The following is a 21377-nucleotide window of genomic DNA, read 5'->3' as shown; positions in this document are numbered from 1 at the left end:
CGGGGAAATTGCGTGAACTAAAAGCTGTCTTTCAAACAGTTAGAGAGCAAGCGAGGGGCCATCTATGAGCATCGTGCAGCACTTCAAAAACCGGTATGAAGCAACTCAGGAGGAAGAATACACCCTTGAGGAATACCTGGAGATCTGCAAAAAGGACCCAACGGCGTATGCCACCGCCGCAGAGAGAATGTTGCTGGCAATCGGTGAGCCGGAACATATCGACACATCCCGTGATTCCAGGATGTCTCGGATTTTTTCCAACAAAGTCATCAAACGCTATCCGGAATTCTCCGAGTTCTACGGCATGGAAGAGGCCGTAGAAAATATTGTTTCCTTCTTCCGCCATGCCGCCCAGGGCCTGGAAGAGAAGAAACAGATCCTTTACCTGCTCGGCCCCGTTGGTGGTGGTAAATCCTCGCTGGCTGAAAAGCTCAAGTCATTGATGCAGAAAGTGCCCTTCTACGCCATTAAAGACTCACCGGTGAACGAGTCCCCGCTGGGCCTGTTCGATCCGGCAGAGGATGCCGGCATCCTGCAAGAGGAATACGGCATTCCGCCGCGCTATCTCAAATCCATCATGTCGCCATGGGCTGTAAAGCGCCTGCATGAATACGGCGGCGATATCAGCCAGTTCCGGGTGGTGAAAATGTACCCTTCGGTTCTGGACCAGATCGGTGTTTCCAAGACCGAGCCGGGGGACGACAACAACCAGGATATTTCCGCACTGGTGGGCAAGGTCAACATCCGTATGCTGGAAGATTATTCCCAGGATGACCCGGACGCCTACAGCTTCAGCGGCGGCCTGTGCAAGGCCAACCAGGGCCTGATGGAATTCGTGGAGATGTTCAAGGCGCCGATCAAAGTGCTGCATCCGCTGCTGACCGCCACCCAGGAAGGCAACTACAACACCACAGAAGGCATGGGTTCCGTGCCGTTCGACGGCATCATTCTTGCCCACTCCAACGAGTCTGAATGGCAGACGTTCCGTAACAACAAGCACAACGAGGCCTTCCTTGACCGGGTCTACATCGTCAAGGTGCCCTACTGCGTGCGTGTTACCGAAGAGATTGATATCTATCGCAAACTGCTGCGGGACAGCTCCCTGGCGGGCGCGCCCTGTGCTCCGGACACCCTGGATATGCTGGCGCAGTTCTCCATCCTGTCACGCATCAAGGAGCCGGAAAACTCCAGCATTTTCTCCAAGATGCGGGTCTACGACGGCCAGAACATCAAGGATACCGATCCCAAGGCCAAGTCGATGCAGGAATACCGGGATGCCGCCGGCGTGAACGAAGGCATGGACGGACTATCTACCCGTTTCGCCTTCAAGATCCTGTCCAAGGTATTCAACTTCGATACCACAGAAGTGGCTGCCAACCCGGTTCACCTGCTCTATGTGCTGGAAAAACAGATAGAACAGGAGCAGTTCCAGCCAGAAACCCAGGACCGCTACCTGCGCTTCATCAAGGAGTTCCTGGCGCCCCATTATGTGGAGTTCATCGGCAAGGAAATCCAGACCGCTTACCTGGAAAGCTACAGCGAGTACGGCCAGAACCTGTTCGACCGCTACGTGACCTACGCCGATTTCTGGATACAGGACCAGGAGTACCGCGACCCGGAAACCGGGGAAATTCTCGACCGTTCGTCCATCAACGACGAGCTGGAGAAAATCGAGAAACCCGCCGGCATCAGCAACCCGAAAGATTTCCGCAACGAGGTGGTGAACTTCGTGCTGCGGGCACGGGCGAACAACCAGGGTCGCAATCCGTCCTGGCTCAGCTATGAAAAGCTGCGCAGCGTGATCGAGAAGAAAATGTTCTCCAATACCGAGGACCTGCTGCCGGTTATTTCCTTCAATCCGAAGGCAAGCCAGGAAGACCAGAACAAACACAAGCAGTTCGTCGAGCGTATGGTCGATCGAGGCTACACGGAAAAACAGGTACGCCTCCTTGCGGAATGGTACCTGCGGGTTCGTAAGTCTCAATAAGTCAGCCTCTATCTGTGCTGAGAAAGTGCGCTGAACTGGAGTGAAACTATGGGTATGACCCACGTAGTCGACCGGCGACTGAACGGTAAAAACAAGAGCGCGGTGAACCGGGAGCGGTTCCTGCGCCGTTACCGCCACCATATCAAGAAGGCGGTGGCGGATGCGGTGCACCGTCGTTCCATCACGGATATTGAGCGCGGCGAGAACGTCAGCATTCCCTCCCGGGATACCGACGAGCCGATATTCCATCACGGTCAGGGTGGCAAACGGGAGGTCATCCACCCCGGCAACAAGGAGTTTGTGACCGGTGATACCGTGCCCAAGCCTCCGGGAGGAGGCGGTAAAGGCCAGGGGCAGGGTCAGGCCAGCCCCGATGGCGAGGGCATGGACGAGTTTGCCTTCCAGATCACCCAGGAAGAGTTCCTGGATTTCCTCTTCGATGATCTGGAATTACCCAATCTTGCCCGCAAGAAGCTGAAAGATACCGAGGCGTTCAAGTACGTTCGTTCCGGTTTCTCCACCCAGGGCGTTCCGGCCAAGCTGGATGTAGTGCGTTCATTGAGAGGTGCCCATGCGCGGCGGCTCGGCCTCGGCGGCGCCCGCAAGAAGAAGATCCGTGAGATGGAGGCGCAGTTGGCGGCACTCAAGAGTGCGCCGCAAGATCTGGACCCGGCCTTCAGCCATGAGGACCAGATCAAGGCATTGGAAGATGAAATCGCCGAACTGAAGGCCAATGTCCGTCGCATCCCGTTTATCGACGAGATTGACCTGCGTTACCGCCAGCACCTCAAAAAGCCACAACCGGCCACCAGTGCCGTGATGTTCTGCCTGATGGATGTCTCCGGGTCCATGACCCAGATGCACAAGGACATCGCCAAACGCTTCTTTATCCTGCTGTACCTGTTCCTGAAGAAGAACTACAAGAAAATCGAAGTGGTGTTTATCCGGCATCACACCAGCGCCAAGGAAGTGGACGAGGAAGAGTTCTTCTATTCCCGCGAAACCGGCGGCACCATCGTCTCCAGCGCTCTGAAGCTGATGCACAAGATCATCGAGTCCCGCTACTCCCCCGCCGAGTGGAATATCTACGCAGCCCAGGCCTCGGACGGCGACAACTGGAACGATGACTCGCCCATCTGCAGCAAGTTGCTGGCCGACAGCATCCTGCCGCTGGTGCAGTACTACGCCTATGTGGAGATCACGCCCCAGGATCACCAGATGCTGTGGTACGAGTACGAGAAGATCCAGGAGCGATTCCCCCAGAGCTTCGCCCTGCAGCAGATCGCCGACCCCGGTGAAATCTATCCGGTCTTCCGTCAGTTGTTCGAGAGGAAAGCCGCATGACCGACACCATGGACAGACCCAACGAGCCGAGAACCCGGGAGCCGATTTCCACCAGTTCCGAGTGGACCTTCCCGCTGCTTGAAAAGTATGACGAAGAGATCGCCAAGTGCGCGGCAGAATTCGGGTTGGACACCTACCCCAACCAGGTGGAAGTGATCAGTGCCGAGCAGATGATGGACGCCTACAGTTCCGTAGGTATGCCGGTGGGCTATCATCACTGGTCCTTTGGCAAGCAGTTCCTGTCGACCTCCAAGGGGTACCAGCGCGGCCAGATGGGGCTGGCGTATGAGATTGTCATCAACTCCAACCCCTGCATCGCCTACCTGATGGAAGAGAACACCCTGCCCATGCAGGCCCTGGTGATTGCCCATGCCTCCTATGGCCACAACTCTTTCTTCAAAGGCAACTACCTGTTCCGTACCTGGACAGACGCCAGCGCCATTATCGACTACCTGGTCTTCGCCCGGGATTACGTGGCCGAATGCGAGGAGCGCCACGGCGTAGACGCCGTGGAGCAGATCCTCGACTCCTGTCACGCGCTGATGAACTACGGAGTGGACCGTTACAAGCGCCCTGCGCCTATTTCCGCGTCTGAGGAGGCACGCCGACAAAAAGAGCGGGAGGAATATCAGCAGCGCAGGCTCAACGACCTCTGGCGAACCATTCCGAAACTGGGCGACGATGAAGACCCAGTCAGGCGCAAGCAGCGTTATCCAGAAGAGCCCCAGGAAAATATTCTCTACTTCATTGAAAAAAATGCGCCACTACTGGAAACCTGGCAACGGGAACTGATTCGCATCGTGCGCAAGCTGGCGCAGTATTTCTACCCCCAGCGCCAGACCCAGGTGATGAACGAAGGCTGGGCCACCTTCTGGCACTACACCCTGTTGCACCGCATGTATGACAAGGGCCTGGTCAACGACGGCTTCATGCTGGAGTTCCTGCAGAGCCATTCCGCGGTGGTGTACCAGCCGCCGTTCGACAGCCCCTGGTACTCCGGTATCAACCCGTACACCCTGGGTTTCTCGATGTTCACCGACCTGCGGCGTATCTGCGAAAACCCGACCGCTGAGGACCGGGAGTGGTTCCCGGATATTGCCGGTACCGACTGGGTGGAAACCCTGCATTTCGCGATGAAGAACTTCAAGGATGAAAGCTTCATCCAGCAGTTCCTGTCGCCCAAGGTGATGCGGGACATGAAGTTCTTTGCCATCCAGAACGATGATGAAGAAGACGTGTACCGCATTACCGCGATTCATGACGATCCGGGCTACCGGATCCTCAGGGAAAAGCTGGCACGTCAGTACAACCTGAGCTACCGCGAGCCCAACATCCAGGTGTGGAACGTGGATGTGCGCGGTGACCGCTCCCTGACGCTGCGGCACATCCCCGTGGACCGGGTGCCCCTGGGTGACGATACCGAAGAGGTGCTGCGTCATGTACACCGGCTGTGGGGCTTCGACGTGCATCTGGAAAGTGTGGATGATGGCCAGGTGGTCGACGAGGCCCACTGCCCGCCAAAGGATCTTGACGAGGAGTAACCGTAAGGTCACTCCCCATCAGGATTCATTTACGCCGAGACTGACGGCAATCCCGACAGGGCCATTGCCATCTCCTGCTCACTGTATTCGTGGTCGCTCAGATCACCGGCGAAATACGAGGTGTAGGCCGCCATATCAAAGTGACCATGCCCACACAGGTTGAACAGGATCACTTCTTCCTTGCCTTCCCGCTTGCAGCGCAGGGCTTCGTCGATGGCTCCCTTGACCGCGTGGTTGGCTTCCGGTGCCGGCACAATGCCCTCGTTGCGGGCGAACAGTACGCCGGCCTCGAAGCATTCACGCTGGGTATAGGACACCGCCTCAAACAGGCCCAGCTCCTTGGCGTGGGATACCATCGGTGCCATACCATGGTAACGCAGACCGCCGGCGTGGAAACCCGGAGGGGTAAAGTCAGAACCCAGAGTGTGCATCTTGGTGAGCGGCGTCATATGCGCGGTATCGCCGTAATCGTAAGCGTACTTGCCACGGGTCAGGGTCGGACAGGCTGAAGGTTCCACTGCAACGATCCGGGATTTCTGGCCGCCCCGCAGGGCATGGCCCATAAACGGGAACGCAATGCCGGCGAAGTTGGAACCACCACCGGTGCAGCCGACGATGACATCCGGCCAGCAATCCGCCATTTCCATCTGCTGCATGCATTCCAGGCCAATGATGCTCTGGTGCAGCAACACATGGTTCAGCACCGAACCCAGGGCGTACTTGGTGTTCGGGTCCTTCACTGCGAGTTCCACCGCCTCGGAAATGGCAACACCGAGACTGCCGGTGTGGTCCGGGTTCTCCGCCAGCACCTTACGCCCGAATTCTGTCAGCTCTGATGGTGAAGCCACACATTTCGCGCCGTAAGTTTCCATCACCGCCCGGCGATAGGGCTTCTGGTCGTAAGAAACCCGAACCTGGAACACGGTCACGTCCATATCGAACAGGGACCCGGCAAACGACAGCGACGTGCCCCACTGGCCAGCGCCGGTTTCCGTGGTCAGAGTGCGAATGCCGGCTTCGCGGTTATAGAATGCCTGAGGAATAGCGGTGTTGGGCTTGTGGCTGCCCGCAGGACTCACGCCCTCGTACTTGTAGAAGATTTTGGCTGGGGTACCAAGGGCTTTCTCGAGACGATGAGCCCGGTACAGGGGCGCCGGGCGCCAGAGTTTATAGACATCCTGTACCGGCTCGGGAATCTCGACCTCCCGTTCTGTCGTTACTTCCTGTTCAATCAGCGACATGGGAAACAGCGGTTCAAGATCCGAGGGCCCGACTGGTTGCTGCGTCACCGGGTGGAGCACCGCTGGCAGCGGCTCCGGAAAATCCGCCTGCAGGTTGTACCAGTACTTCGGCATCTGGCTTTCTTCGAGAAGAAACTTGGTTTGCATGGTTATGAACACCCTGAGGTTCGTGTTGTTGTCAGCCCTCAGAATACCCATTCCACGCCGGCATAAAAAGTTCTTCCTGGCGCAGGCTCGTAATAGGCTCCCCTGTTGGCGTTGATGCGGATATTGCTGAAATAGTCCTCGTCCAGCAGATTGCGGACACCACCGTACAGATTCAGGCTCTGGCTTCCGAAACGGACCGTGTCGCCCGCCCGTATCCCGAACAGCCAGTAATCAGGAACCTTGGTCTGGTTGCTGTTTTCGGCGTACAGATCACCAATGTATTGCCATTCCAGGGCAGCGAAGCGCTGGCCGCTGCCTTTCCATTCCACTTCAGTAACCCATTGCTCACGGGGCAATCCGGGCAGGCGGTTGCCGTCTGCGTCGTTGCCCTGCTCATCCTCGAAGTCCCTGAGCGTGTAATCCGCCAGGGTAAGGGCACTGGTTATCCGCCAGGCATAGGAAATATCCCAACTCACGCCCAGCTCAACACCGTTGCGCTCGGTGCGGCCGGCATTCTCATAGAAGGTACGGCTGTTGCCGTCGATTTCGTAGGGCAGGATTTCGTCATCCACCCGAATGGAAAACAGTGCCAGGTCATAGCTGAGCCCCTCGCCGAAGCCTCCGCGCACGCCTACTTCCCGGTTAAGGGCCTGCTGCGGTTCGATGTCCGGATTGAAACCGCCGCTGCCGTCGGGATTGGCAAATTCGGTGAAGGTGGGTGCCTCGAAGGCGGTACCAATGGTCGCGTAAACCTGCTGGCGCGGAGCAGTGCGGTAACTGGCACCCGCAAAGCCGCTGAACTCGTCGTAAGTCCGGCTGCCGGAATCGTCGCCATCGACCAGCCAATGGTCATCCACCGACAGCCGCAGGCGATCAAACCGGGTTCCCAGTGACAGGGTAAAGCGCTCCGTCACCGCCAGGTCACCCTGGGCAAACACGGCGGCGGTGGTGCCGTTCTGGGTTTCCTCCTGGGTCTGCCCGGTAACGCCACTGAAGGACACCTGGTAGCGGCGTCGTTCATCAACCTGGCGATGGAGGTCGGCGCCCAGCATCCAGGTCAAGGGCAGTCCCGCGACATCACTGCCCTGCTGATAATCCGAACTGATGCCGTAAAACTGGCGGTCATAGGCGATCCGGCTGGGGCCGGGAAACGGTAGCTGCTGGGTAAAGTCGCGGCGGGTAAAGAAGGTGCTAACGGTGAGGTCACCGGCACCGATGGCGGGGGTTTCGTAAAGCAGTCCTAGCGTCTGCTGGTCAACCTCCTGCCCTGCGTCCAGCCTCTCGGCATTCGACGTAGCCTGGGACCGGTCGTCTTCTACCTGCGCCGCGGTCAGGCCGGCCGGGTCTTCCGCCTTTGGCGTGTACAGAGCATTAAACGTGGCTGTCAGTCGCTGGCCTTCATCCCACTGATGGGAAAGGCGACCATTGAACAGACCTTTCTCCACTTCACTCTGATCCCGGTAGCCGTTGTAGTTCAGCCACGACATCGTTGCGATACCGCTGGTAGGCCCCCGGCTTCCATTGGCCTGAGCCGTGGTTTTGTAATAGTCGTCGCTTCCTACATCCTGGCGTAACCGCGTGCCTGGCGGCTGATCATCGCCCCTGGATGTGGTGATATCGATAACACCGCCAGAAGCGTTACCGTACTGGACCGACGATGGCCCGCGAATGACCTCAATACGCTGGGCCGAATCCAGATCCACGGCGTCAATCTGGGACTGGCCATCCGGCAGGGTGTAAGGAATACCGTCCACCTGGATACGGATACCGCGAATGCCAAATGGCGCCCGGGCGCCAAAGCCGCGGGTGGACAGGCGCAGGTTCTGGGCAAAGTTGTAGCGATTCTGGAAAAACAGGCCTGGGACGGTGTCCAGGGATTCGTCCAGCTGCAGACGCTGCTGGCCCTCCCGGATATCCGGCGTATCTATGACGGAAACGGCAGCGGGGGTCTCGTAAAGATCACGCACCAATCGGGGCGATGTCACCTCGATGACCGTTTCAGAAGCGCCCGTCTCGCTCTGGGCATTTGCTGTAGAAAAGGCACAGGTAGCCGCCAACCCTGAAAACACCACTTTCCATGCTTTTGAGAACACCACCATGCCTCCCCTGTCTCCGATTGCAGATACCAGCATTGGATACGTGACTATATCCCGATCAGGTCCACCAACCAGGGCACGATCAACGCCGTCGCAAAAGCCGACAACGCCATCGCCAGTCCGGAAAAAGCCCCCATCTGCGAACTTACCTGAAACGCCCGGGCAGTGCCGATACCGTGGGCTGCCACGCCCATGGCAATGCCTTTCACGCTGTCATCGGTAATACGCATCCATTCAAACAGTTTGGTGCCCAGCACAGCGCCCACAATACCCGTTGCCACTACCAGAACAGCGGTCAGGGAGGGAATGCCACCAATGGTTTCTGAAATACCCATGGCGACAGGCGCCGTTGCAGATTTTGGCGCCAGTGACATCTGGATTTCCGTGGAGCCTCCAAGCAGCCAGGCCAGACCGATGGAGCTTCCTGCGGCAATCACCACGCCACAAACCAGGGAAATGGTCACCGGCAACCAGAGCTGCCGTAGCCGGGAAAACTGTTGGTACAAAGGCACCGCCAATGCCACGGTGGCCGGCCCCAACAGGAAGTGAACAAACTGGCCGCCCTCAAAATATTCGCTGTAGGAGGTGCCGGTAATCATCAAAAGCGCGATCAGCATCGCCACGGACGTGACCACCGGGTTGGCAAGCGGGCTGGAATTGGATTTCAGGTACAAGCGATAGGCCAGGCCATAGGCCACCAGCGTTATGGTCAGCCCCAGCAGTGGCGAGGCGGACAGGTAAACCCAGATATCACGGATGGCTGGTTCATTCATGCCCTTGCCCTCCCCCGCTCTCGGACCGGGCAAACCACCGCGTGGTTAGCTGCATGATGCCGGCGGTGGCGACCATGGTAATGATGGTGGATAAAAACAGGGCCAGGGTGATCGGCAGCCACTCATCCGCGATACGGTCAAAATGCGCCATCATGCCGACGCCAGCCGGCACAAACAGCAGGGACAAATGGCTGAGCAAGGCGGTTGAGGCATTCTGCAGCGGCTCCGGCGTGTGTCCTCTGATCATCAGGGTCAGGAACAGCATCACCATGCCCAGCACCGGCCCGGGAATGGGCACCGCCAGCAGGCGAACGGTGACTTCCCCCACCAACTGATAGACCAGCAGCAGCGTCATTCCATTGAGAAAATTCATGGCGACTGCTTCGCGATGATGGAGGCGGGAATGATTTTCCGGCCGTAGGCGGCCAGCAGAAAGCCGATGGGGAACATCAGCACACCGTAAACGGCCGCAGGAATCGACATGGCACTGGATTCCAGCAGCGTCAGGGTCACCAGCAGGGCAATGGTACTGTTCTTGATGCCGAGCTCGACCGCAACGGCGATGGATTCGCGCTGTGTTAATCCGGTCGCCCGCCCGGCCAAAAGCCCCACGAAGATCCCCGCCAGGTTCAGCAGCAGGGTTGCAGGGCCGGCCTGACGGAGCAGGTCCCAGATCTGGTCGCGTACGCCCCACACCAGTCCCACCACCAGTAGCGCCAGAACCACGCCACCGAACACGCTCACCGCACTCTCAGCGCGACGGGACAGCTCGGGTGCACGGGTACGGAAAACCATGCCGACAGCAACCGGGAACAACACGATGCCAACCAGCATACCTACGGTTCGCCCTACCGGCAGGGTGATGGATTCTTCCGTTCCGGCGTAAAGCTGCAGGGCGTAATTGGTCAGTATAGGAAGGGTGATAATGGTAATGAGGCTGGCTGTCACCGTCAGCACAATCGACAGGGCAATATTACCCCGTGCCAGCAATACAAACAGATTGGAAGTGGTGCCTCCAGGGCAGGCTGCGATAATCACCAGGCCGACGGCAATCGCAGGGGCCAGGTCAAGCATGGCGGCAAGCGCAAAGGCAATCAGCGGCATCAGCAGGATCTGGGCAACGGTTCCCACAATCATGCCTCTGGGATAGACCGCCACCTGGCGAAAGTCCCTGATCGACAGCGTCATTCCGATACCGATCATGATAATAAAAAGGGCGATCGGTAACCCCGCAGAGATCAGTGGACTCGATTCCACAATGCCTCCAGATTTTTGTTTTGATGAAGTTAATCAGCTATAGAAAATAGCACAGGCAAACCAAAAAAAGTGAAACCTTTCCCTTCGTTCGTCGTGTGATTATTCCTGTTGTTGCGTATACTTGCGAACAACAACTATGTAAATCCAAACGCACAGGACGACATGCAGTTTGGTAGAACAATCATGAAGAGGACGATCAATGAAACGCCTGGGAACACTGGATGCATCCTGGCTGGCAGTAGAGTCGGAAGATACGCCAATGCACGTTGGCAACCTGCAGATTTTTTCGTTGCCGGAAGACGCCCCGGAAACCTTTCTGAGGGACATGCTTACCCGCATGAAAGAGGACGCCGATATTGCACCGCCCTGGTGTTACAAGCTGGCCTTTTCCGGATTTCTCGGCCGTGTGGTAGCCCCTTCCTGGAAAGTGGACAAGAAGCTGGACCTGGATTACCACGTGCGCCACTCAGCCCTGCCCCGCCCCGGCAGTGAACGCGAGCTGGGCATCCTGGTGTCACGACTCCACTCCAACCCGCTGGATTTTGCCCGGCCCCTGTGGGAATGCCACATTATTGAAGGCCTGGAGAATAATCGCTTTGCCCTTTACACCAAGATGCACCACTCGATGATCGACGGCATCAGCGGTGTTCGGCTGATGCAGCGTGTACTGAGCGAGGACCCCGGCGAAACGAATATGCAGCCCCCCTGGGCAGTGCGCCCGGAGCGCACCCGCGGTAACAAAACCGACGCCGAAGCCAGTGTAACCGGAGCCTTCTCTCAAGCAATGGATGCATTGAAGCTGCAGGCCGACATGGCGCCGCGTCTGTGGGACGCCATGAACCGCCTGATCCATTCGGCACGACACCCGGAAGATGGTCTCACTGCCCCGTTTGCCGGCCCGTTATCAGCCCTCAACCACCGGGTAACCGGCCAGCGTCGTCTGGCTACCCAACACTACCAGCTGGAACGTATCAAGAAGGTGTCGCAAGCCACCAACGCCTCCCTCAATGATATCGTGCTTTACCTGTGCGGCACCGCCCTGCGGCGCTTCCTTCTGGAACAGGACGGCTTACCGGACATACCACTGACAGCAGGTATTCCGGTTAATATCCGGCCGTCTGATGACCAGGGCACCGGCACCCAGATCAGTTTCATGATTGCTTCACTGGCCACGGATGAAGCCGACCCTCTTACCCGGCTACAGAGCATCAAGCAGTCCACCCGACGTGCCAAGCAACATCTGCAGAAACTGCCCCGCAAGGCATTGACGCAATACACCATGCTGCTGATGTCACCCTACATTCTGCAACTGATGTCGGGGATGGGCGGGCGTATGCGGCCGGTTTTTAACGTCACCATCTCCAATGTGCCGGGCCCGGAAGAGACTCTGTATTATGAGGGAGCGCGACTGGAGGCCATGTACCCGGTATCGCTGATTGCTCACGGCGGTGCACTTAACATCACCTGCCTGAGTTACGCGGGATCACTGAATTTCGGATTTACCGGGTGCCGGGACACCTTGCCCAGCATGCAGAAACTTGCCGTCTATACCGGTGAAGCCCTTGATGAACTGGAAAGCCTTGTAGTGGCCCCGCCAGCCAAATCCGGCACCACCAGCCAGGGCAAACCTGCTGCCCGGGTTCGCCGGGCAGCCCGCAAAAAAGCGTCACCAAAAACCTGATCGCCCGCCATTCCGCGACTGAAAAGCCACCCCGGGTTAATCGGGGTGGCTTTTCCAGTGGGCGGCGCCTACGAAAATAAGTTGCAGGAAACGGGCCGTGCGTTTTCTGACCTGCTCTTCCTGATAATCGTCCTCGGGCGAGATACCCAGGATGTCCGTAAGACTGAAGGCCACACTGCGCACCACCAGGTCACAGGTCAGGTCCAGATCGGCGTCGCTGAGATGATCGGCCAGTTTTAGCCGCCGCAGGTCGTTGGCCAGCTCGCTGGCGAAATAGCGCATCTCACTGCGGATACCTTCCTGAATCGCCCGGCTCTCCCCGGCCAGCCCCTGGGCCATGAACATGAAGAAGCTGCGATTGTTCTGGGCATGGGTAATAAAGATGCCTACCGACTCGTCAATCAGCTTGTCCGCCTGAAACACATTGGCGCGGGCCTCCCGCATCATTCGTCGCAGTACCAGCCCCAGCTCGTCCACCAGTTGCAGTCCGAGATCGTCCATATTGCGGAAATGCCGGTAGAACGAGGTGGGCACCACCCCCGCCTGCCGGGTTACCTCCCGTATCCCTAAACTGGCAAAGTGCCTGCCCTTGCCCACCAGGGCCAGTGCCGCGTTCATCAGTTTCTCACGGGTTTCACCCGGCTTGCGTCGTTGTTTGTCTGCCATAGACCCGGTACAGCTCGTCTGTCACTCACATGTCAACAAGTGTACACATCCGCGCACCAAAAATAACCCGAACTTGTCATTATAGGACAATGTTATGCGCCTGATTGCTGCCCTGACCTTCGATGTGTACAGTCGTACACATTAGTGAACACTTGTACACATCAGTACATAGGAGAACGATCATGATATCTGTACTGGAGAAGTCACCCACCCTGCACTGGCTCGGCAGGCAGCTTTTTAACCGGGACGACCCGGCTGCCTTTTTCGACCCCCTGCTGGAGCGCATCAATCCCATGTGGGTCCAGCAATACACTCCGGCCATGGTGACAGCCATCTACAACGAAACTGCCGACACCAAGACCTTTGTGCTGGCGCCCGCGAAACGCTGGCAGGGGTTTGAAGCCGGCCAGCACGTCAATATCGGAATTGATATAGACGGCATTCGCCGCAGCCGGACCTTCAGCCTGTCCAGTTCGCCGCTCCAATGGCGCAGCGACGGGGCTGTCACCCTGACTATCAAACGCCTTCCGGGCGGGCTGGTGACAAACTGGATGCACGACCATCTGGAAACCGACACGGTGATCGGCCTGGGCGATGCATTCGGGGATTTCCGGATCCCCGATCCCCAGGAGCCGGCCCTGTACATTGCCGGTGGCAGTGGTATTACACCGGTACTGAGCCAGCTCGAAACCATGGCGGCCTCAGACTACCGGGCGCCGGTTACCCTGCTGTATTTTGTGCGCACCCAGGCAGATGTGATCGCCGCGGAAAAACTGCATGCGCTGGCCGGTCGCTGGCCGGCCTTCACATTGAATATCTTCGCCACCAGCGAGACAGAAACCCCGCAGTTTCTCAGCGATCAACACCTGGACGAGGTTCCCGGGCTGACGGCACGGCGCTGTTACCTCTGTGGACCGAAGGGGCTTATGGACCTGGCAAATGACCTGCTTTATCGCCGGGGCATTTCCGAAGACCGTATTCACAGCACTTTCTTCTCGGTACCGGCAGCCCATCTGGATACCGACACCCTGGGCGGCGCTGTCCGCTTTGAGCGCAGCAACCTGGATGTCTCGTCCGAAGGCGATGCCGTTCTGCTGGAAATTGCAGAGGCGGCGAAGTTGTCCCCCCGTCATGGCTGCCGCATGGGTATCTGCCACCAGTGCAGTTGCCGCAAGACCAGCGGGACTGTCGTCAATCGCCTGACCGGGAAAGCGTCCGGGCCAGGCGAGGAAACCATTCAGCTTTGTGTGTCTGTTCCCAGCGGGCCGGTGTCCATTGATATCTGACCGACCCTGCCACAACGCCTGAACCCATTATTCGCAGTGCCGGACCAAGGGTGCTGCTAGGAGAACACCATGAATAAGATGAACGAAACACAGTTGAAAGAACTGGAACAGGACCTGGATACCATCCGTGACCAGGTGATTGCCGACCTGGGTGAACGGGACGCCCGTTACATCCGCAAGATAGTCCGCCTGCACCGCTCCCTGGAAGTGGGCGGCCGTGTGCTGATGCCTTTCGGGTTTATCCCGCCGGTGTTCATCGCTGCCACCGCAGCGCTGGGCATCTCCAAGATCATCGAGAACATGGAAATCGGCCATAACGTGATGCACGGCCAGTACGACTGGATGAATGACCCGTCTCTCCACTCCCAGACCTACGAGTGGGACACGGTGTGCACCGGCGATTCCTGGCGACGCACTCACAACTACGAACACCACACCTACACCAACATCATTGGCAAGGACCGGGACTACGGCTATGCGCTGTTGAGGCTGAGCGACGATGACAAGTGGAAGCCGGCCCACAGCCTGCAGTTCATCAACTATGTCCTGCTGAGCGTATTCTTCCAGTGGGGCGTAGGGCTGCATGAGCTGGAATCCGAGCGGATCCGCCGCCGGGAAATTTCGGTGCGTGAGAAGATCCCGTTCCTGAAGGACTTCTTTCGCAAGGGTGGACGCCAGGCGTTCAAGGATTACGTGTTCTTTCCCCTGGTCACTTTTCCGGTAGCACCGGTGGTGCTGGCCGGCAATGTCGGCGCCAACCTGATCCGCAACCTGTGGTCATCCACGGTCATTTTCTGTGGCCACTTTACCCAGGATGCGGAAACCTTTTCCGAGGAGGAGTGCGAAGGTGAGAGCAAAGGCCACTGGTACCTGCGCCAGCTGACCGGCTCGAGCAACTTTACCGGCGGCAAGTGGATGCACGTGATGAGTGGCCACCTGAGCTACCAGGTGGAGCATCACATCTTCCCGGACCTGCCAGCACACCGGTACCCGGAGATCTCGGAGCAGGTGCAGGCAGTGTGTAAAAAGCACGGCATCCCCTACAACACCGGAACCTTCGCCAGGCAGTACTCTACGGTACTGAAGCGTATTCTGGGGTATTCCCTGCCCGATCGCATGCGCAACCGGATGCTGCCTGAATTCAGTAATGCCGACGCTCAGTCCTGATGTGTCGGGAATTGCACGCCGGCATGACTGCTGGCGCAGTCCCTGTACCTGACCGTATTGCGCCCGCCCTGCTTGGCTTCGTACAGGGCCGCGTCTGCGGCGCCGATCAGCTCATCGGGTTCGACCCGCTGCCTGGCCGGTGCCGTAGCCACACCGACACTGACAGACACTGGAACGGCCCGGTCGTTCCAGGTAAAGCCCAGCTTGCCGCAGATCTTCTTACGGATTTGATCTGCCATTAACCGTGCCCCTGCCGAATCGGTATCGGGCAGAATCACCACGAATTCCTCTCCGCCATACCGGGCAACAACATCCGCCCGACGGTTAACCGTCGCTGAGATGGCACTGGCTAGCGCCTTGAGACAGGCGTCACCAGCCTGGTGACCCAGCGAGTCATTGAGTGGTTTGAACAGGTCGACATCAATCATCAGCAACGACAGCGGGCCACTGCGACTGCATCGCACACTTTCCTCGGACAGCCGCTCATCGAAATAACGTCGATTGAAAACCCCCGTCAGTCCATCGGTTGAGCTGAGTGCCTCCAGTTGCCGGTTCGCCACTTCCAGTTCCGATGTCCTTTCTGAAACCCGTTGCTCGAGGCGATGCGTCATTTCTTCCTGGATCTGCTGGTTTTCCAGCATCAGCAGCCTCATGCGGTCGGCCAGCGCCAGCGACAGCAGGATCACTTCAAAAGCAGAACCAATCTGGATGCCGTAGTCGGTAATGAAGTTGGCAGGCGCCAAACCAAAGGTTTTCAGGGTATACAGAATCATCCCCGCAAGCAGTGCAGACCAGGCGATCATGAAATAGCGCGCAGGCTTGAAGTTCCGGTACAGGCAAATCCCGCCACCGGCCAGGATAAAGAGCACTGACACCGACGCCATGAACGTGGTTACCCGAATAACAGGCCCATACGCTGGCCAGAACAGAGAGGCCAGTGCCATCAGTGGGAAGAACACCATGAAGCCAACGAATATCCGCTCCAGCCGCGGAGCATTTTCCTTCAGGGCAAGAAACGACTTGGAAAAGCCAAGAATGCTGAACATACCCATGGCAATCAGGAAGGAGACGGCCCGGTTGTTCCACCAGGTGCTCTCCGGCCACAGGTGCTCAAAGGCAAGCCCATTCAGCGTAAACTGGAGGAGCCCGTAGAAGGCGATATAGGACACATACCAGAGATAGTTCTTGTCGCGTATGGATATGAAAATCAACAGGTTGAACGCCGCCATACAGAAAAGCAGGCCGTAGTAGATCCCCAGGACAAACCGCTCCTGGTGATCGGCTTCGCTGAACGCTTCGTTCTCCCACAACATCAACTGCATCTGGACTGCGCCAGAGGTACGAACACGGAAGAAGACATCGGTGGACTCACCCGCCCCGAGATCAAACGAAAAGTTGATATTGTGATGGGTCCGGCCGCGGGTCGCGAAGGGTACGGAGTCGCCAGCCAGATGGCGCTCAATGCGGCCATCTTCGCGGAGAAAGAAGACATCCATCCGGTCAATGATCGGATAAAGCCCTTCTATGACCCAGCGATCACTGGGGTTGCCGCGATTCTCAATTCGGGTATGAAACCAGTAGGTGGAGTCGGTGAAACCAAAATTGTAGGCGTCATCCGGCTTTTCGACCGAGGCAATCAATGGCCAGTCAGCCAGAATGTCCTCGATACCGTAGGCGCCAGAGGCATCCTCGTAGTAGGACAGGTGACGGGAGATATTCAGGCGCTCGCTGTCCTCGTCCAGAATCACCGGACGAGGGTCTGTTATCCCGGTACTAGCGAGCGCTGTCCCCTGAACCAGGCACAGGAGCAGCACCAGAAACATGGATAGCTGCAAAACCCGCCCTCTTGCTTGATATTGTTGTGATAGGTTTGCTTATCACCATTCTATCGAACCGGGAGGGCAGACTTTGATTAAAGATGTCTCGATACGGTAAGTTTTTGTTCCCACCGCAGGCAGGTGTCACGCAATCTGTAACAGCCTGAGAAGCTGGGGGCGGTGTTGATCCTGAATGATATCTGCCAGAGTGTACTTGTCCAGGGTTTCGAGAAAGGCGGTCAGAGCTTCCCCAAGCATGGATTTCAAGCCACAGACCGGCGTGATCCGACAGGCGTTCTTTGATGAGAAACATTCAACAATATTGAGGTCCTGTTCAGTTTCCCGCACAAGAATGCCAACGTTGATGTCCGCAGGCGCCATCTGCAACCGCATACCGCCTTTCTTACCCCTGACAGTCTCGATGTAGCCCTTTTTGTTGAGCTGATGAACCACCTTCATCAAGTGATTCTTGGAGATGTCGTAGCTGTCTGCGATTTCCTGAATCGTTGCCAGTTCGTCACCCTGCACCGCCAGGTAGATCAGAACACGCAGGGAATAATCGGTGTAACGGGTGATATGCATTTACCAACTCCAATACTTCAGATGCATCGTTAGTACGAGGCACGTGTTAAGAGATAACAGGCGAGGCCAAAAAAAATCAGACCTGTCGCTACCAGCACCGCAGGTGCCGAGCCACTAATAAACAGCACGGACCAACTTACACACAGCATCACACAGGCAAGCCATTTTCCCTTGCGGGGAATGGCGCCCCTGCTGCGCCAGTTTTCTATCGCCGGACCAAAAGCCTGGTGATTCTCCAGCCATTCAGCAAAAGCAGGCGAGCCCTTACTTGCAGACCAGGCAGCAAGCAGAACAAACGGTGTGGTCGGCAACAGTGGCAACACAACACCGATAGCAGCCAATGCGATACTTGTATACGCAAGGATCTGGAAACCGGTTCTTCCGGACAATGGAATCATCAGCATCCTCTCTCGAGAACGACAGCAAGATATGTCGTCATTCTACCTTTAATCAGTGTACGGGTCTCCCCAGTTGTTTCAGTGACACCAGCCTGGTGACGTATGAAATCTTGATGCTGGTGGCAAACAACAGGGTTCCGATGTGGGCGATGATCTGTCCGGCCATGGGCAAAGAACCGGCAAACGGATAGGCGAGCAGAATAGTGGCCAGCAGCCCAACGGTCGACGCAAGCATGGCGCCATTTGCGAACCCGAGTAGCTTCTCCATCCCCTTCCCCCCATTAAATTATATTGAATACATCTTTAATATAGACCTAACTGATCACATTTTCAACAACCAGTGCAAACCCTGTACTTCGCTCTCTGCCACCACTATCAAAGAATACCACCCCGTGGTTACCTCTCAGAAAATGGCGCAAACCAGTTACTTTTTATTTTTATAGATGTATTATTAGTACATCTTTAAACCAGAGAGGAGATGACCATGGCCAAATACCGCCGCCTATGGTTTCTGTTGATTGCCATCGTGGGGGTTACCTTCACGTTACTGGGCTATTTCGGGGCGGAAGTTTACCGCGCCGCGCCGCCCATTCCTGATCAGGTCGTGTCTGCCAACGGCGACACCCTGATGACCGAGGAAAGCATTCTCGACGGCCAGACCGCGTGGCAGTCCGTTGGTGGTATGCAGCTTGGGTCTATCTGGGGTCACGGGGCCTATCAGGCGCCGGACTGGACCGCAGACTGGTTGCACCGGGAACTGGAAACCTGGCTGGAAATTGCCGCTCAGGAGGAATACGGGCAGGACTGGCACAGCCTCACCGGGCAGCAGCAGAACGCCCTGCAGTACGACCTGAAGACCGAGTACCGCACCAATACCTACGATGACGCCACCAGTACCCTGCATCTGTCTGAACGCAGGACAGCTGCCATCAACGAGACCGCCGACTACTACAGCCGGCTGTTCAGCGATGCGCCGGAGTTGCAGTCGACGCGCTCAAACTACGCCATGAAGGAAAACACCCTGCCCAGCGCCGAGCGCCGCGAGCGGATGACCGAGTTCTTCTTCTGGACAGCCTGGGCTGCTGCCACCGAGCGCCCGGACAGCGATGTCACCTACACCAACAACTGGCCTCACGAGCCACTGATTGACAACACCCCGAGCGCGGAGAACGTGGTCTGGTCATTAATCAGTGTGGTTCTGCTGATTGCCGGCGTCGGCGGTCTGATCTGGGCCTGGGCCTTCCTGCGCAAAGAAGATGAGGAGCCGCAAGCCCCGCTCAAGGATCCGTTGAGCGCCGTTGGGCTCACCCCTTCCCAGAAGTCATTGGGCAAATACCTGGTACTGGTGGTTGGCCTGTTCACCTTCCAGGTGATGCTCGGCGGCTTTACCGCGCATTACACGGTGGAAGGGCAGAGCTTCTACGGCATCAACACCTCCGAATGGTTCCCCTACTCGCTGTTACGTACCTGGCATATCCAGGCCGCCATGTTCTGGATCGCCACCGGCTTCCTGGCCGCCGGCCTGTTCCTCGCCCCCATCATCAATGGCGGCAAGGATCCGAAATTCCAGAAGCTGGGTGTCGACGTGCTGTTCTGGGCTCTGGTGGCCGTGGTTGCCGGCTCGTTTATCGGCAACTTCCTGGCTATTGCCCAAATCATGCCCGCCAACCTCAGCTTCATGCTGGGCCACCAGGGTTACGAGTACGTGGACCTTGGGCGTCTCTGGCAGATTGGCAAATTCCTCGGCATCGTGTTCTGGCTGGTGCTGATGCTGCGCGGCATTGTTCCCGCCCTGCGCCAGCCCGGTGACAAGAACCTGCTGGCCCTGCTGACCGCCTCGGTCGTTGCCATCGGCCTCTTCTATGGTGCGGGCTTCTTCTACGGTGAACGCACTCACATCTCCATCATGGAATACTGGCGCTGGTGGATTGTCCACCTGTGGGTTGAAGGCTTCTTTGAAGTGTTCGCCACCGCTGCGCTGGCTTTCATTTTCTGCAGCATGGGTCTGGTGTCCCGCACTGTGGCTACGTCCGCCAGCCTGGCTTCTGCCAGCCTGTTCATGCTCGGTGGTGTACCGGGAACCTTCCACCACCTGTACTTCTCCGGCACCACCACACCGGTGATGGCGGTAGGCGCCACCTTCAGTGCCCTTGAAGTAGTGCCACTGGTCGTACTCGGCTACGAGGCATGGGAGAACTGGCGTTTGAAGTCCCGCGCACCCTGGATGGAAAACATCCGCTGGCCGCTGACCTTTTTCGTGGCGGTTGCCTTCTGGAACATGCTGGGTGCAGGCGTACTCGGGTTCATGATCAACCCACCGATCGCGCTGTATTACATCCAGGGCCTGAACACAACGCCCACCCACGCCCACGCAGCTCTCTTTGGCGTCTACGGATTCCTGGCCCTGGGCTTCGCCCTTCTGATCCTGCGCTACATCCGCCCACGCATCGTCTTTGACGAGCGGCTGATGAAAGTCGGCTTCTGGTGGCTGAACATTGGCCTGGTATTGATGCTGTTCACCAGCCTGCTGCCCGTCGGCATCATCCAGTTCGTGGCCAGCGCCAGCGAAGGGCTGTGGTACGCGCGTAGTGAAGCCTTCATGCAGAGCGATATCCTGCAGACCCTGCGCTGGGTCAGAACCATCGGCGACGTGGTCTTCATTGTCGGCGCCCTGGCAGTGACCTGGCAGGTAGTGAAGGGGGTCTTCTTCCCGGATCTGGAGCCGGTCACCCTCGAAACTGACGAGCAAGGTGCTGCCAGCGAGCTGAGCGCCTGATTCAGCAGAGCCCCGGCCAGGGAAGGCCGCTCTGCGTAACCCAAACCAAGGAGTGTTGTCATGACAATTGCTGAAACTATGACCCAGGCATCCAACGAAGAACTGATCGAACATATCCTGACCCGTTACCACGACACCCACCGGGAGCAGTTACCGGAACTGATCCAGCTCTCCGAGAGAGTAGAAAGGGTTCACGGCGGCCATACCGCCTGCCCTGCCGGCCTCTCGGCCCACCTCGGGCAGATGGCTGAAGAGCTCGAGGCCCATATGGCCAAGGAAGAGCAGATTCTGTTTCCCATGATCACACGTGGGATGGTCGCCATGGCCGGCGGCCCTGTATCTGTGATGCGGCACGAGCACGAGGATCACGGCTCCGCGCTGGAAGAACTGGAGCGGCTCACCAATGGTCTGACCTTGCCGGACGGTGCGTGCGGAAGCTGGCAGCGTCTCTACCAGGGACTCGCGACCTTCCGCGACGACCTGAAAGCCCACATACAGACTGAGAATGACCTGCTGTTCAGCCGCATTGATGGTGGCAACTGAGAGGGGAATACTCCCGCGGGGGTATCGGATTCAACAGGCTGTTTTGCCATAATTGAGCTACACTCTCGAATGAGA

Annotated in this window: 18 protein-coding genes; 8 read left to right on the top strand and 10 right to left on the bottom strand. The window is 57.6% G+C overall.

Going from position 1 to position 21377, the window contains the following annotated elements; genetic code table 11:
• Positions 1–64: 64 nt before the first annotated feature.
• From QPL94_RS07275 to QPL94_RS07265, 3 genes are read left to right on the top strand one after another with little or no spacing between them, the layout of a single operon-like run.
• Positions 65–1987 (top strand): PrkA family serine protein kinase, encoded by a 1923-nt coding sequence (locus QPL94_RS07275; protein WP_285356501.1) that lies wholly within the window; start codon positions 65–67, stop codon positions 1985–1987.
• Between the two features lie 48 nt (positions 1988–2035).
• Positions 2036–3331, top strand: a complete 1296-nt coding sequence (locus tag QPL94_RS07270) for a YeaH/YhbH family protein (RefSeq protein WP_137435528.1) — start codon at positions 2036–2038, stop codon at positions 3329–3331.
• The gene (locus QPL94_RS07265) at positions 3328–4872 is read left to right on the top strand and encodes a SpoVR family protein (RefSeq protein WP_285356499.1); all 1545 of its coding nucleotides are present in this window, start codon (positions 3328–3330) and stop codon (positions 4870–4872) included. The genes QPL94_RS07270 and QPL94_RS07265 overlap by 4 nt, the downstream gene beginning before the upstream one ends.
• 29 nt (positions 4873–4901) lie before the next feature.
• Here the strand turns inward: QPL94_RS07265 and QPL94_RS07260 are convergent, their stop codons facing one another.
• The 5 genes from QPL94_RS07260 to QPL94_RS07240 are packed head-to-tail and all read right to left on the bottom strand — an operon-like array spanning position 4902 to position 10386.
• Complete coding sequence (locus QPL94_RS07260; RefSeq protein WP_285356496.1) at positions 4902–6260, bottom strand: TrpB-like pyridoxal phosphate-dependent enzyme; 1359 nt, start codon at positions 6258–6260, stop codon at positions 4902–4904.
• Positions 6261–6298: 38 nt separating this feature from the next.
• The gene (locus QPL94_RS07255) at positions 6299–8359 is read right to left on the bottom strand and encodes a TonB-dependent receptor family protein (RefSeq protein WP_502881540.1); all 2061 of its coding nucleotides are present in this window, start codon (positions 8357–8359) and stop codon (positions 6299–6301) included.
• A 44-nt stretch (positions 8360–8403) separates the two neighbouring features.
• Positions 8404–9129 carry an LrgB family protein gene (locus QPL94_RS07250; RefSeq protein WP_285356494.1) on the bottom strand — a complete coding sequence of 242 codons (726 nt, stop codon included), beginning with the start codon at positions 9127–9129 and terminating at the stop codon, positions 8404–8406.
• Positions 9122–9502, bottom strand: a complete 381-nt coding sequence (locus tag QPL94_RS07245; protein ID WP_285356493.1) for a CidA/LrgA family protein — start codon at positions 9500–9502, stop codon at positions 9122–9124. Before QPL94_RS07245 ends, QPL94_RS07250 begins: the two co-directional genes overlap by 8 nt.
• Positions 9499–10386: a bile acid:sodium symporter family protein gene (locus QPL94_RS07240; RefSeq protein ID WP_285356491.1), complete on the bottom strand. Its 888-nt coding sequence runs from the start codon at positions 10384–10386 to the stop codon at positions 9499–9501. Before QPL94_RS07240 ends, QPL94_RS07245 begins: the two co-directional genes overlap by 4 nt.
• Before the next feature lie 199 nt (positions 10387–10585).
• Here QPL94_RS07240 and QPL94_RS07235 point away from each other — a divergent pair, with 199 nt between their 5' ends.
• A complete protein-coding gene (locus QPL94_RS07235) occupies positions 10586–12067 on the top strand; it encodes a WS/DGAT/MGAT family O-acyltransferase (protein WP_285356490.1) in 1482 nt (493 codons plus the stop codon).
• Positions 12068–12103: 36 nt separating this feature from the next.
• On the opposite strand, the gene QPL94_RS07230 is transcribed toward QPL94_RS07235, so the two are convergent.
• Positions 12104–12733 carry a TetR family transcriptional regulator gene (locus tag QPL94_RS07230; RefSeq protein WP_285356488.1) on the bottom strand — a complete coding sequence of 210 codons (630 nt, stop codon included), beginning with the start codon at positions 12731–12733 and terminating at the stop codon, positions 12104–12106.
• A 182-nt stretch (positions 12734–12915) separates the two neighbouring features.
• On the opposite strand from QPL94_RS07230, the gene QPL94_RS07225 reads away from it, so the two are divergent.
• Positions 12916–14019 carry a ferredoxin reductase gene (locus QPL94_RS07225; RefSeq protein WP_285356487.1) on the top strand — a complete coding sequence of 368 codons (1104 nt, stop codon included), beginning with the start codon at positions 12916–12918 and terminating at the stop codon, positions 14017–14019.
• 69 nt (positions 14020–14088) lie between these two features.
• The gene (locus tag QPL94_RS07220) at positions 14089–15186 is read left to right on the top strand and encodes a fatty acid desaturase family protein (protein ID WP_285356486.1); all 1098 of its coding nucleotides are present in this window, start codon (positions 14089–14091) and stop codon (positions 15184–15186) included.
• On the opposite strand, the gene QPL94_RS07215 is transcribed toward QPL94_RS07220, so the two are convergent.
• From QPL94_RS07215 to QPL94_RS07200, 4 genes are all read right to left on the bottom strand, one after another.
• Complete coding sequence (locus tag QPL94_RS07215; protein ID WP_285356484.1) at positions 15177–17021, bottom strand: sensor domain-containing diguanylate cyclase; 1845 nt, start codon at positions 17019–17021, stop codon at positions 15177–15179. The two genes, QPL94_RS07220 and QPL94_RS07215, sit on opposite strands and share 10 nt — an antisense overlap.
• 126 nt (positions 17022–17147) lie before the next feature.
• Entirely contained in the window at positions 17148–17585 is a 438-nt protein-coding gene (locus tag QPL94_RS07210) for an RrF2 family transcriptional regulator (RefSeq protein ID WP_285356482.1), read from the bottom strand.
• A gap of 29 nt (positions 17586–17614) precedes the next feature.
• Positions 17615–17989 carry a YbaN family protein gene (locus tag QPL94_RS07205; protein WP_350310609.1) on the bottom strand — a complete coding sequence of 125 codons (375 nt, stop codon included), beginning with the start codon at positions 17987–17989 and terminating at the stop codon, positions 17615–17617.
• Between the two features lie 46 nt (positions 17990–18035).
• Positions 18036–18251 carry a hypothetical protein gene (locus QPL94_RS07200; protein ID WP_285356480.1) on the bottom strand — a complete coding sequence of 72 codons (216 nt, stop codon included), beginning with the start codon at positions 18249–18251 and terminating at the stop codon, positions 18036–18038.
• Between the two features lie 216 nt (positions 18252–18467).
• On the opposite strand from QPL94_RS07200, the gene QPL94_RS07195 reads away from it, so the two are divergent.
• Together QPL94_RS07195 and QPL94_RS07190 are read left to right on the top strand one after the other, a co-directional pair.
• On the top strand, positions 18468–20759 hold the full coding sequence (locus QPL94_RS07195; protein WP_285356479.1) for a nitric-oxide reductase large subunit: 2292 nt from the start codon (positions 18468–18470) through the stop codon (positions 20757–20759).
• 60 nt (positions 20760–20819) lie between these two features.
• A complete protein-coding gene (locus QPL94_RS07190) occupies positions 20820–21302 on the top strand; it encodes a hemerythrin domain-containing protein (protein ID WP_285356478.1) in 483 nt (160 codons plus the stop codon).
• The last annotated feature ends 75 nt before the right edge of the window (positions 21303–21377 follow it).

Source organism: Marinobacter sp. SS13-12 (assembly GCF_030227115.1).
GTDB lineage: Bacteria > Pseudomonadota > Gammaproteobacteria > Pseudomonadales > Oleiphilaceae > Marinobacter.
Note: the sequence above shows the minus strand (reverse complement) of the source record. Positions and strands in the feature narration are given on the sequence as shown.

Bases quoted from the DNA above. Each gene is read 5' to 3' on its own strand.
- QPL94_RS07220 (WP_285356486.1), top strand. From the start codon at position 14,089: ATGAATAAGATGAACGAAACACAGTTGAAAGAACTGGAACAGGACCTG.
- QPL94_RS07200 (WP_285356480.1), bottom strand. From the start codon at position 18,251: ATGGAGAAGCTACTCGGGTTCGCAAATGGCGCCATGCTTGCGTCGACC.
- QPL94_RS07265 (WP_285356499.1), top strand. From the start codon at position 3,328: ATGACCGACACCATGGACAGACCCAACGAGCCGAGAACCCGGGAGCCG.
- QPL94_RS07225 (WP_285356487.1), top strand. From the start codon at position 12,916: ATGATATCTGTACTGGAGAAGTCACCCACCCTGCACTGGCTCGGCAGG.
- QPL94_RS07270 (WP_137435528.1), top strand. From the start codon at position 2,036: ATGGGTATGACCCACGTAGTCGACCGGCGACTGAACGGTAAAAACAAG.
- QPL94_RS07255 (WP_502881540.1), bottom strand. From the start codon at position 8,359: ATGGTGGTGTTCTCAAAAGCATGGAAAGTGGTGTTTTCAGGGTTGGCG.
- QPL94_RS07230 (WP_285356488.1), bottom strand. From the start codon at position 12,733: ATGGCAGACAAACAACGACGCAAGCCGGGTGAAACCCGTGAGAAACTG.
- QPL94_RS07235 (WP_285356490.1), top strand. From the start codon at position 10,586: ATGAAACGCCTGGGAACACTGGATGCATCCTGGCTGGCAGTAGAGTCG.
- QPL94_RS07195 (WP_285356479.1), top strand. From the start codon at position 18,468: ATGGCCAAATACCGCCGCCTATGGTTTCTGTTGATTGCCATCGTGGGG.
- QPL94_RS07275 (WP_285356501.1), top strand. From the start codon at position 65: ATGAGCATCGTGCAGCACTTCAAAAACCGGTATGAAGCAACTCAGGAG.
- QPL94_RS07245 (WP_285356493.1), bottom strand. From the start codon at position 9,502: ATGAATTTTCTCAATGGAATGACGCTGCTGCTGGTCTATCAGTTGGTG.
- QPL94_RS07260 (WP_285356496.1), bottom strand. From the start codon at position 6,260: ATGCAAACCAAGTTTCTTCTCGAAGAAAGCCAGATGCCGAAGTACTGG.
- QPL94_RS07205 (WP_350310609.1), bottom strand. From the start codon at position 17,989: ATGCTGATGATTCCATTGTCCGGAAGAACCGGTTTCCAGATCCTTGCG.
- QPL94_RS07210 (WP_285356482.1), bottom strand. From the start codon at position 17,585: ATGCATATCACCCGTTACACCGATTATTCCCTGCGTGTTCTGATCTAC.
- QPL94_RS07250 (WP_285356494.1), bottom strand. From the start codon at position 9,129: ATGAATGAACCAGCCATCCGTGATATCTGGGTTTACCTGTCCGCCTCG.
- QPL94_RS07190 (WP_285356478.1), top strand. From the start codon at position 20,820: ATGACAATTGCTGAAACTATGACCCAGGCATCCAACGAAGAACTGATC.